The sequence below is a fragment of the Methanohalobium sp. genome, assembly GCF_046546175.1.
Classification (GTDB): Archaea; Halobacteriota; Methanosarcinia; order Methanosarcinales; family Methanosarcinaceae; genus Methanohalobium.
This window is the reverse complement of sequence record NZ_JBKGYF010000012.1, coordinates 21256-32270: the sequence shown is the minus strand read 5'-3', so window position 1 is coordinate 32270 and position 11015 is coordinate 21256. Positions and strand designations below refer to the sequence as shown.

Annotated in this window: 17 protein-coding genes and 1 pseudogene; 11 read left to right on the top strand and 7 right to left on the bottom strand. The window is 38.4% G+C overall.

Features of this window, described 5'->3' with window-relative positions:
• Positions 1-59: 59 nt before the first annotated feature.
• Together ACLFMM_RS02645 and ACLFMM_RS02640 are read right to left on the bottom strand one after the other, a co-directional pair.
• Entirely contained in the window at positions 60-767 is a 708-nt protein-coding gene (locus ACLFMM_RS02645; protein ID WP_410807164.1) for a rubredoxin-like domain-containing protein, read from the bottom strand.
• A gap of 74 nt (positions 768-841) precedes the next feature.
• A complete protein-coding gene (locus ACLFMM_RS02640) occupies positions 842-1048 on the bottom strand; it encodes a hypothetical protein (protein WP_410807163.1) in 207 nt (68 codons plus the stop codon).
• A gap of 76 nt (positions 1049-1124) precedes the next feature.
• Here ACLFMM_RS02640 and ACLFMM_RS02635 point away from each other — a divergent pair.
• Positions 1125-1280, top strand: a pseudogene (locus tag ACLFMM_RS02635) (flavodoxin family protein); the annotation flags it as partial.
• 7 nt (positions 1281-1287) lie between these two features.
• On the top strand, positions 1288-1710 hold the full coding sequence (locus ACLFMM_RS02630; protein WP_410807166.1) for a hypothetical protein: 423 nt from the start codon (positions 1288-1290) through the stop codon (positions 1708-1710).
• Here the strand turns inward: ACLFMM_RS02630 and ACLFMM_RS02625 are convergent.
• The 5 genes from ACLFMM_RS02625 to mer all read right to left on the bottom strand — a co-directional run bounded on the left by ACLFMM_RS02625 (position 1703) and on the right by mer (position 5517).
• The gene (locus ACLFMM_RS02625; RefSeq protein ID WP_410807162.1) at positions 1703-2416 is read right to left on the bottom strand and encodes a uroporphyrinogen-III synthase; all 714 of its coding nucleotides are present in this window, start codon (positions 2414-2416) and stop codon (positions 1703-1705) included. The two genes, ACLFMM_RS02630 and ACLFMM_RS02625, sit on opposite strands and share 8 nt — an antisense overlap.
• Before the next feature lie 5 nt (positions 2417-2421).
• Positions 2422-2625 carry a hypothetical protein gene (locus tag ACLFMM_RS02620; protein ID WP_410807161.1) on the bottom strand — a complete coding sequence of 68 codons (204 nt, stop codon included), beginning with the start codon at positions 2623-2625 and terminating at the stop codon, positions 2422-2424.
• 333 nt (positions 2626-2958) lie between these two features.
• Positions 2959-3477 carry a nicotinamide-nucleotide adenylyltransferase gene (locus ACLFMM_RS02615; protein WP_410807160.1) on the bottom strand — a complete coding sequence of 173 codons (519 nt, stop codon included), beginning with the start codon at positions 3475-3477 and terminating at the stop codon, positions 2959-2961.
• A 27-nt stretch (positions 3478-3504) separates the two neighbouring features.
• Entirely contained in the window at positions 3505-4530 is a 1026-nt protein-coding gene (fpoF, locus tag ACLFMM_RS02610) for a F420H2 dehydrogenase subunit FpoF (RefSeq protein ID WP_410807159.1), read from the bottom strand.
• The gene (gene mer / locus ACLFMM_RS02605) at positions 4531-5517 is read right to left on the bottom strand and encodes a 5,10-methylenetetrahydromethanopterin reductase (RefSeq protein WP_410807158.1); all 987 of its coding nucleotides are present in this window, start codon (positions 5515-5517) and stop codon (positions 4531-4533) included.
• A gap of 356 nt (positions 5518-5873) precedes the next feature.
• On the opposite strand from mer, the gene ACLFMM_RS02600 reads away from it, so the two are divergent.
• From ACLFMM_RS02600 to afpA, 9 genes are all read left to right on the top strand, one after another.
• On the top strand, positions 5874-5996 hold the full coding sequence (locus ACLFMM_RS02600) for a desulfoferrodoxin FeS4 iron-binding domain-containing protein (protein WP_410807157.1): 123 nt from the start codon (positions 5874-5876) through the stop codon (positions 5994-5996).
• 60 nt (positions 5997-6056) lie between these two features.
• Positions 6057-6296, top strand: coding sequence for a DUF2180 family protein (locus ACLFMM_RS02595; protein ID WP_410807156.1), 240 nt, complete (start codon positions 6057-6059; stop codon positions 6294-6296).
• A gap of 15 nt (positions 6297-6311) precedes the next feature.
• Positions 6312-6530, top strand: a complete 219-nt coding sequence (locus tag ACLFMM_RS02590) for a DUF2180 family protein (RefSeq protein ID WP_410807155.1) — start codon at positions 6312-6314, stop codon at positions 6528-6530.
• Positions 6531-6554: 24 nt separating this feature from the next.
• A complete protein-coding gene (locus ACLFMM_RS02585; protein ID WP_410807154.1) occupies positions 6555-6938 on the top strand; it encodes a carboxymuconolactone decarboxylase family protein in 384 nt (127 codons plus the stop codon).
• Positions 6939-7097: 159 nt separating this feature from the next.
• Entirely contained in the window at positions 7098-8438 is a 1341-nt protein-coding gene (locus ACLFMM_RS02580; protein WP_410807153.1) for a multiheme c-type cytochrome, read from the top strand.
• A 14-nt stretch (positions 8439-8452) separates the two neighbouring features.
• Positions 8453-9085 carry a flavodoxin family protein gene (locus ACLFMM_RS02575; RefSeq protein ID WP_410807152.1) on the top strand — a complete coding sequence of 211 codons (633 nt, stop codon included), beginning with the start codon at positions 8453-8455 and terminating at the stop codon, positions 9083-9085.
• Between the two features lie 16 nt (positions 9086-9101).
• Positions 9102-9800: a ferredoxin--NADP reductase gene (locus ACLFMM_RS02570; protein WP_410807151.1), complete on the top strand. Its 699-nt coding sequence runs from the start codon at positions 9102-9104 to the stop codon at positions 9798-9800.
• Positions 9801-9857: 57 nt separating this feature from the next.
• A complete protein-coding gene (rbr, locus tag ACLFMM_RS02565; protein WP_410807150.1) occupies positions 9858-10433 on the top strand; it encodes a rubrerythrin in 576 nt (191 codons plus the stop codon).
• 21 nt (positions 10434-10454) lie between these two features.
• Positions 10455-11006, top strand: a complete 552-nt coding sequence (gene afpA, locus ACLFMM_RS02560) for an archaeoflavoprotein AfpA (RefSeq protein ID WP_410807149.1) — start codon at positions 10455-10457, stop codon at positions 11004-11006.
• Positions 11007-11015 lie beyond the last annotated feature (9 nt).

Here is an 11015-nt window from a genome sequence, read left to right as displayed (position 1 = left end):
AAATATGCAACCGAATTAAACGAGAAAGATGATACTTTCTCACCTAAGTTTACATGATTTTATGTAAATTTAGGAGTGCGGTACCAGTCTTCAATATCCATTACATAATTTACCCCACAGATTTTATGGATCATCCTTTTATCAATGAGGTCTTTTAACTGCTGCCCATCTTTTATTGTTTCTGATTGAGGACCATACGGATTAAACATCATTCGATTGTTCCTGAACAGGACATAATCACAGATAAAGGCGACATGCTCAAAAAAGTAGCAGGTAAAACCCGGTGAATGCCCATCGATATGGATACCTTCGATACCGTCCTTTTTAAAAGCGGTCTGGAATATGTCATCAAAAGTAAATCCCCTGCATAATTTAAAATCAGAATCTGATTGATGAATGGATACGTTTGAGGAGAAATACTCCCTGTATAGATTGGAAGCACCAAGAAAATGGAAATGTGTAAAGATGATTTCGTCCATGGGATTTACACCGGTGTTAAAACTTGATGGGCAGTCTATCTGATAGATTTTATTACTGGTGTGTATCTGGTATGATGCATGCTCGATACCAAGTTTTGGTACAGAACTCAATCTGGTAACAGAATCCGTTATAGGGGTTTCCTGTACATCATAATCTCTGGAACATTTTTCTGCAGTTATGAACTTTTCTTTAGGTGCGTTGCAGAAGGGACATCTATCTGGAAGATATCCAACCATATTGTAACTGCATACTTTACATACGTGCTGCTCTTTCAGGTTAATTGTCAATCGAATCTCCTACTAGGACTAATGATTTTAATGAAATTAAGTGATATAAATAGAAAAGGAAATAGCAATCCGTATTAATCTTCCCTTTCCAGCTGGTCAATTATATCGTTAACTGTTAATTCGCCTCTTACAACCCTTTTAATCATGGGGTATATGAATGAACAGTCGTCCATTGCATTCCAGCGTTCTTCTCCAACTCTTCTGATTACCTGGTTGAGTATTTTTTCACATTCTTGGCAATATTTGCTGTCACTTTCCACTCCGCAAATTTGACATTTCATAAAACTCCTCCTTTAATAGGTTAAAATGTACTAATATTTAAATGAATTGTGTTGAGCAGTTATTTATAATAAAAATTTGGAGGTAGAATATGGAAAAGTTCTCGGTTTAAGTGGGAGTCCCCGGAAGAACGGTAACACTGATATATTGCTTGATAATTTTTTAAGAGGAGTTGAAGAGGAAGGGATTGATACCTATACAATTCATCTGTGTGATTATTTAATTCAGCCATGTATAGGATGTGAGCGGTGCCGCAGAGATAAGACCTGTACAAGGCTCTATGACGGTATGCAGCTTCTCTATCCAAAGTTTGAGGGATGGGTTCTCCTTCACAAAATTATATGTCACATCTTGGATAAAGGCTTTTATCGACCGTCTCTATCCCTATTATGATTTCACCGAGGATAGACCCAGAAACTATTCATCCCGTCTGAAAGGACAGGGTCGAAAAGCGATTGTTTTTGGGATATGTGAGCAGCAAAATATGGATGGTATGGGATACACATTGAATGCTATGTCAAAACCACTGGAAACACTGGGATATGAAATAGAGACAAAGTTTCCAGTAACAGGTTATTTTGATAGAGGTGCAATATCCCAGGATGAGACAATATTACAATCCGCTTATTATGGAGGTCAAAATCTGGCAAAAAAGCTTATTTAAAATTATTTAAATTTTTGAGTAATACTGCACATGAATCAAGGGTTCCCGAACCTATCAGGTCTGCTGTTACTCCATGTTTTTCCATGTTTTCTGCAGTTTTTGGTCCGATTGCTACTGTAATAACATCCCTGACATCAGAACTTGCAAGTTTTGAAGCCAGAAAAGATTTAGTACTTGTAAATACTACACAGTCAATGTTTTTGTTAAGGATGTTATTTTTCAATTTGTTTGGAGTTTCTACAAGTTCATAACAGGTGCCTTCGATGACAGTAGCTCCTAAAGATTCCAGAGTATTTACAATCCCAGGATCTGGAACATTTGCTCTGGCAATACCTATAGTTTTATCCGGTGCGTATTTACCGATGTATTCTGCAAAATGTCTGGAATTGTATGAGTCAAGAACCTCTGTATGGTGCCCGAACTGAATCACTTTCTGTGCTGTTTTTGGACCCACACTTATGATTCTGATATTTCTTGGAATATCTGCAATTTTATTGAAAAATTTCAAAACCCCAAGTGTGCTTGTAAAAATCAGGATATCAATTTTTTGGGATTTAATATTTTCAATTAGATTGTCTATAGATGATGTATCAGATGGTTCCTGCGATTGTATAGTAGGTATAATCACCGCTTCAAGCCCGTATTGGTTAAAAAGATTGGATGTCCCCTCATCTTTTTCATGTAATCGGGTAACAGCAATTTTCATGCCAATCAATCTTCATCATCAAATGGTAATTTTTCATCAGGTGTGACACCATAATATCTGGTTCTGGCTTTTCCGAATGGGCATCCCTGTTCACCAAAGATTTTCATTTCAAGGTTTTGTATTTTTTTGCAGATGCTATTTCCTGATCTTGCACCTTTGCAGATGATGCAGTATTTCTCACAAAATACTGGTGGTTTTTTATCATCCATTTTATTTTGCCTCCAATTAAACCAGCTTTTACTATAGTCTTTAACTCATTGAATTATACATTGTAATTGTACATCGATTTGTTCATCCATGCTCTAGTAAATGACAGATATTTTTCTAGTTCCATGAACAATGTTTTTATGATAATCTCATATGCTGTTTGTATATAATTAACTACATACCTAATTATAATTAAAATTAAAGGATAAATCCAGGATTTTTTAATTAGTAATCATTCAGTTTTATATATATTAAATTCTTTGGAATAGTCACAAAATAACTATTAAAAACTCTTTAAATAAAACGGAAAATTAAAACTTGACACTATATAAAATTCAGTCAACATCGGTTTCTGATACGTTTCTCAATCTTGTAACACCATCTATTTCATCAATTATTTCAGCTACAGTATCAGGGACAAGATGTCTCCAATCCCTATTTTCAATCATTTTTCTCCGAATTCCTGTGCCTGAATATTGTTCCCTCTGGTACATTGGAGATTGTTTTACAGGTATTCCTGCTTCTTCAAATAGTTGTATTACAAGTGGATTGTTGGAATATACAACATCAAATAATGGAGTCCTTGAAAGCACATGGGATACCCATAATGAGTTTTGCTGGATATCTTCAATTGGGAGGGCATAATTTGGAATATTTTCCTTTTCAAGAGCATTTCGAATCATCATCACCCTTTCTCCGGCGGTGAACGGGTCGGTATTACTGTGGCTCTTTTGAGCACTGCCTATACCTATAACTATTTCATCCACTTCTTTAGCAATTCGTTTGATGATTGAATTATGTCCCAGATGGTAGGGCTGGAAACGCCCGATATAAAATGCTCTTTTCCTGTGCATGGTTGGAAAAATATTATGGATACAGGTTTATTTTATTCCGCCTGCTTCGAATGAAAATTTTTCGCAGGCTTCAAGATAATGTGGTACATTTTTCTCGTGTTTCATGTTGAGTAATTTTTTAATAAGGTCCATCCCAGGTTCTGGATTTTCCATTGTCTCTAGGTCTTTGCTGGCTTTTTTGAAGTACTTTTCACCAATATCTGTACGTATCAAAATACTGTTCCAGCCATCTGGAGCACCGACTGAACCTATAGATATGTCAGCATGGACTGCAGTATAATCACAGCAGTGATGACATGGGTTTCTGGCGTATTTTGCCACAGTCGGTATTTTTACACTGTGACCTTCACCATCCTTGGTGTATGCCCAGAATTTTCCTTTGGCAAAATCCATTTTGACAACCTGTTCAATATCAAGTCCGAGTACATTTGGTATTATTTCGTTCAACATGGTTTCATGATGGAAACTTTCCATGCAGAACAATCCGATGATAACAGCAATTTTATCGTTTATGTTGTCAAATATAAGACGGGCTCCATGGGTCTGGCAAGGAACACCCACAACTGCAATCCTGTCATAATCTTTAAAAGGCTCTCTCAGAGCTGAGAGTATTGAATCATAGGTGTATTTGGTACCAGCGGTTTTTTCAACCTGTGACGACTCTGTCATTAGCACCAGTTCTGTTTCCCAGTTTTCATTTCTGGTTATTCCAACTACGCAATCAATTTCTCCCTGCTCGAGGAGAGATTTCAGAATAGCTGATGTTGCTCCACCATCCTGTCCTGGTATACTGCTTTTGGCACCAAAGAACTGTTTAACATTAGCCAGTTCGTTTTCTACATATCCATGTACCACTGGACAGACATTGCCACAGGCGTAACAATCTTCACATACTGATGGTGCAGCTCCTTTTTCATACAATGTCAGATCGTTGGGGTCACGTATCTGTGCTTTTTTATCAACTGTTATAGCCCCGACGGGGCATACGGCAGCGCATGCCCCACAGGCAGTACAAACATCGTTTTCAATAACATCCAGTATTTTTGGGTGCAATCATTTTCCTCCGATTATTTCCTTTCCTATGAGCTTAATGGCTTTCTCTTTGTTAGGACCAATTGGAGAACCTACAACAATCTGTGTTACACCGGTATTGAACAACTCATCAACTCTCTGTTTACAGTCATCAGGTGTACCACAAACAGAGAATGCATTTACCATGTCCTCTGTAACCATATCACCCATCAATGATTTGAAATCACCCTTGGATATAGCATCACTGATGTTCTTCTTGGCTTCAGGATCGATACCGTGGCGTTCAAGTACTACATCCGGTGAACCGGCTACAATAAATGCAACTACAACTTTAGCGTTTTGTTTTGCCTTGTCAGCATCTTTGTCAACAGAGAAACAGGTATATGCTGCAACATCAATATCTTTCAGGTCTCTGCCGGCTTTTTCAGCACCCTCTTTAATCTTGTCAAGAGCGACATCGAAGTCTTTGGGATGGGACCCGTTAATCAGTACTCCGTCTGCTACTTCACCTGCGAGCTGAAGCATCTTTGGACCCTGGGCACCCATATAGATTGGGATGTTACCGGTCTTGAATGCCATTTTTGCTCCGCCGACTTGTATCATTTCACCGTCAAGGGATACTTTTTCTCCCGCGAAATATCCTCTGAGTGCTTCTATGGATTCTTTGGTTGTTGTTAATGGTTTATCCCATGATATACCCATTGAATCAAAGGTTGCCTTGTCTCCGGGTCCGATTCCAAGGATTGCTCGGCCGCCTGAGATTTCGTTTATAGCACCTATACTAGATGCTGTAATACCGATATTTCTGGTATATGGATTTGTGACACCGGTACCCAGTTTGATGCTGTTGGTATTGTTGGCAAGAACTGCCAGTGTGGTGTATACGTCACGATTGTTGAAGTGGTCTGTTACCCATACATTATCGAATCCATTCTGCTCAGCTAGCTTTGCGTAATGCGCAATTTTAAGTACAGGGTCACCTGGTACAAATTCTATTCCGAATGTCAATTTAGCTCCTCCTATGTTAAAATATCAATATTGAGGATATTATACATCTTTATATCTTTATTGGTTATATTATTCTCTATAATCTGTTTTATAGTTAATAAATACAACCCCTAATTATAAAATATACTGTATATAAAAAGTATTTTAAGTTTTATTAAATCAATATATTATAGGTAATTATGGTTACCAATACCATATAGAACTAAAATGAATCTCCAGAATTATAAATTGCAAATACTGGAATTTTTTATGGTAAAATCTCCAAACCCCAGAGAAATTGAAAATTAAGTCATATTGACCAATATACATATATGGTGGAAACGGCAAATTAATTAATAATTGTAGGAGGTGATTTTTTGGTAGTTTCAAGTGTAGGTGAAAAATACTTATGTGAAATCTGTGGCAATGAAGTTGAAGTCACTGTAGTTGGTGGCGGAACACTGGTATGCTGTGGGGAAGAAATGAAATTGATTGAATAAATATAAATTATGAGCATGCGTATTCTTTATTGATAAATGACAAAACAAAGGAAGATTATAATGAAATGTTATGATTGTGCTCAGCAAGGAAAAGATGTCGATACAATAGGTATCTGTATACTCTGTGGTAGAGGCATCTGTAAAGAACATTCAGTACGGGAAGACCTTCCAATAATAAAAGGTGAATACGATGTAGAGCTTAAATGCGGTATGGGTGTGGAATGCAGTATGGAAGATATGCAGCATTTACCCAAAATGCTCTGCCCAACATGTCACAAAGCTATCAAGGAAAACTATTGAATCGGTGTGATATTTATGATGAAATGTTATGATTGTATGAATGAAGGCGTAGATGCAGAATCTACAGGTGCCTGTACTTTTTGTGGTAAAGGGATATGCACTAAACACACAAAAATCATGGAGCTTCCCGTATCGGTTGGAACATACCCGAATTTTAAGAGGCTCCCAAAGCCATTACCAAGGTTTGTATGCAACGAATGTGCTGACAACATTATAACTGATGCTTTCGATTAATTGAATATAAGGGGAAGATTTTAAATGACAGATGGAAAAAAAGAAGAACATCTTGAACCAGACGATTTGTTAAAAGAAATGGGTGAAAAGATAGGATACACGCCTCATATACTGGAAATACTCGGCGAACTCGACCCAAACCACCTTACAAGATATAATGCCTGCAACAAAAGACTGTTATCTGATGGTGCAATCCCTTCTAAATACAAGGTTTTGATGGCGCTAGCAGTTGTAGCATCAAAACAATGTGAGAGATGCGCTCAGACACAGATGGTAAACGCCATCAATCACGGAGCAACCAAAGAAGAAATCATGGAAACCATGGATGTAATTGGTATTACATCGGGTGCACCTGCAGTAGCTGCATGCAGGGACGCATTAAAGTTGCTGCAAAAAGAAATAGAATAAACACAAATATCACAGTGCTGAAGGTGGAAGCACTGTTTTTATACAGAAGAGGATGCCGTTTACATTTATTCTGGCATCTGCTGTACTTTTATTTTAAAAGGGGGACCTCATATCAGAACGGTATTTGTACTGGTTTTGTTGATATTGTTTACCTTATTTTTGTCTCCAGTTGTTTTAGCTGTGGGGACGATTGGTCATGGTGAATTATCTTCTGACCAGTTCAGAGAAGCGTCCCGATGTTCCACCTGTCATGGTATAATTCATAGCCAGTGGGATGGAAGTATGCATTCGAATGCGTACATTGACCCTTTCTATCAAAAGGAATTACAGGTTGCAAGTGAAGATACAGAAGGGTCAATAGATGAATTCTGTCTGCGTTGCCATACACCTATAGGTGTTACCTCGGGAGAAGCACCAGGTGGGGAACTGAGTGAAGTGTCCAGAGAAGGAGTACAGTGTGATATCTGTCATAGTGTATCTGGAAATGCAGGGATTGGATCTGCAAGTGCACCCTTTATCCTGTCACCGGGTAATGTGCAGAGAGGACCTTTGAAAGAATCAAAATCCACATATCATGAAACCAGATACTCAAAACTTCATACAAAATCCGAGTTTTGTGGAATGTGTCATTATGTGAACAATTCCAATGGTGTACTTGTGGATGATACATATAAAGTATGGAAAAACAGTTCATATTCTGCAGAAGGTACACAATGCCAGGACTGCCATATGTCTCCTGGGGTAACAAGTTTTGAATCAAATCCGGGTAGGTCTGCATCAGGAGCACCCAAACGAGACCATATATCACTTCATTATTTTGAAGGTGCCAATGCTTTTGTAACAGATATACTTGATGAGGAAACTCATAGAAGAAGAGCAATTGAACGCCTTAAGAAAGCAGCCGCAATGAATATTAAATCTCCTTCGAATGCCAGTGAAAACGAGTATGTGGGTTTAGAGGTATTAGTGACAAACTCAGGAGCAGGCCACAAAATCCCTACAGGTGTTTCTGAAATCAGACAGATGTGGCTGGAAGTTTCAGTAACCGATGATAATGGTAAACAGATTTACCATGCAGGTAATATCGATAAACAGGGTGATATCAAACCCGGTATACAGGTGTTTAATACGGTACTCGGGGATGGAAATGGAAACCCTACCATGAAATTCTGGAACGCTGAAAGTATACTATCCGATGACAGGATACCTCCAAAGGAAACAGTTGTGCAGAAACATAATTTTTCCATCCCGGAGGGCGTAGAATATCCTGTATATGTTAATGTTAAACTGCAATATCGTTCAGCTCCCCAGGATGTTATTGATGATTTATTCGGTAAAGGTACACATGAGGTCCCGGTAATAAACATGGCTGAAAAATCCAGTCGAATAAATGACCCGGATGCTCCACCAGGAGAACCTTCGATGCCTGGATTCGGAGCAAACATCTTGATATTAATGTTTTCAGTATTGATAATTGTACATTATAGAAAATACAGATAAACAGTGAGGTTAGTATGTCTGGTAATGGTGAACCAATAAAACTTCTGGGTATATCAGGCAGTCCCAGAAAAAAAGCTACTGATTATATCATCCAGGAAGCTTTAAGATATGCTGAAGAAAAACATTCAGTTAAGACTGATTATTTCTCTACCAGTGGAAAGGAATTGAAGTTCTGTATCCATTGTGATTACTGTGTAAGAACAAAGAAGGGTTGCATTCATAAGGATGATATTGTAGAGCTGTATGACAAGATGATATGGGCTGATGCATGGATTATAGGAACACCCGCCTACCAGGGTACACTCAGTGCACAGACTAAAACTATTCTGGATAGATGTCGTGCGGTTGTTGCCCGTGATCCCAAGGTTTTTTTAAACAAAGTCGGTGCAGCTACAGCAGTAGGTGGCGACCGTTTAGGAGGTCAGGAACCGGCAATACAGGTAATTCACAACTTTTATGTGATTAATGAAATGCTACCTGTGTCAGGTGGTTCATTCGGGTCAAATCTGGGGGGAACGTTTTGGTCAAGGGATAAAGGTGCAGAAGGAGCATCTGAAGATGAAGAAGGTCTCAGGAGTCTAAGAAGGACCGTGAATAAGCTGATAAAAACTGCAGTTCTGATGAAGCAGATAGAAAAGCCGGAATAACTGGGGATAATGAGTTATGGAATTCAGTGAACCAATAACTAAAATCATGCAGCAGACCCCTGACGTAAAAAGTTTTAGGTTCAATAGACCGGAAAGTTTTGATTATAAAGCCGGACAATACATTCTTGTAACTATTCCTGTTGGTGAAGAGATGGTACGCAAACCGTTTACCCTTTCCAGCAGCCCCACGGAAAAAGACCATCTGGAGTTTACCAAAAAACTCACAGGTCATGAATATTCCAATGTACTTGATTCAACGGACACCGGTGACATACTAAAGATTGATGGTCCCTATGGGAAGATGACATTTGAAGGTGAATACGATAAAATCGCGCTTCTTTCCGGCGGAATAGGTGTCACACCTATGATAAGTATCTGCAAATACTGTACTGATCTGAAACTTGATACTATGGTCACGCTGGTAAGCAGCAATAAAACCGAAGAAGATATTGTGTTCAGGGATGAACTGGAAAACCTAGAGAATCAGAATAAATACTTGAAAGTAGTTTTTACCCTGACAAGGGCATCAAGTGAATGGCAGGGCTGCAGGGAATATATATGTGAAAACTTAATAACAAGAGAGATTCCTGATTTTAAAGATTATTTGTATTACCTGTGCGGTCCGCCGGGCATGGTAAAATCTGTGGAATCAATGCTGGAAAATCTTGAAATACCGGATGAAAGGATTAAAAAAGAACTGTTTACAGGTTATTAAATATAAAATAATTTAAATTTTTATAGCTTGTTGTATCTTTAAAAATGGAGTTTAAAAATGGAAAGTTTGAAAGGAACCCAGACAGAAAAGAATTTGCTGGCAGCGTTTGCAGGAGAATCACAGGCACGCAATAGATACACCTATTTTGCATCCCAGGCAAAAAAGGAAGGTTATGAACAGATTGCAGCTTTATTCATGGAAACTGCAGAAAATGAAAAAGAACATGCTAAAAGGCTGTACAAATTCCTGGAGGGAGGTGATGCAGAGATAACAGCCACATATCCGTCAGGTGTAATCGGTAATACCCTGCAAAACTTGGAATCTGCAGCTGAGGGCGAAAATTATGAAAATACACAAATGTACCCTGAATTTGCAAATGTTGCTGAAGAGGAAGGATTTCCTGAAATTGCATCGGTAATGAGAAATATTGCAGTTGCAGAAAAAGGTCATGAGGACCGTTACCGTTCACTTATGAGCAATCTTAACAACGGACAAGTATTTAAAAAGGATGAAATAGTAATATGGAAATGCAGAAATTGTGGATATCTTCATGAAGGAACAGAGGCACCAGAAGAATGTCCTGCATGCGCACATCCACAGGCTTACTTTGAACTATGGAATAATAACTATTAAATTGATTATAGGAGTGTGGTTATGGCTAAGAAAAATCGAATCGCATGGGGTATAACAGGCTCGGGAGACCTTATAAAGGAAACATACAATACAATGGTTGATATTAAAAATAAATCCAGTATTGAAACCATGGTCTTTCTATCAAAAGAAGGCGAAACAGTAATGAAATGGTATCAGATGTGGGATACTATCCAGAAGGACTTCCCGAATTTTAAAACCGATAATGGACCGAATTCACCTTTTATTGTTGGACCGTTGCAGGTAGGTCATTATGATGCTTTGATAATAGCACCTGCAACATCAAATACTGTGGCTAAAATCGTGCATGGAATAGGTGATACCCTTGTAACAAATACAGTGGCACAGACGGCTAAAGGGCAAACTCCAATATATATGCTTCCTGTCGATCAAAAGCGTGGGACTCTAAAATCCTATGCTCCAGGTGGTAGAGAACTTAATCTCAAAATGCGGGAAATTGATGTGTCCAACACGGAAAAACTTGCACAGATGGAAAATATACATGTGTTGGGAAGCCCTGATGAGCTCTATGATATACTTGGTGTGCAAAAGTAAATAAAGAAA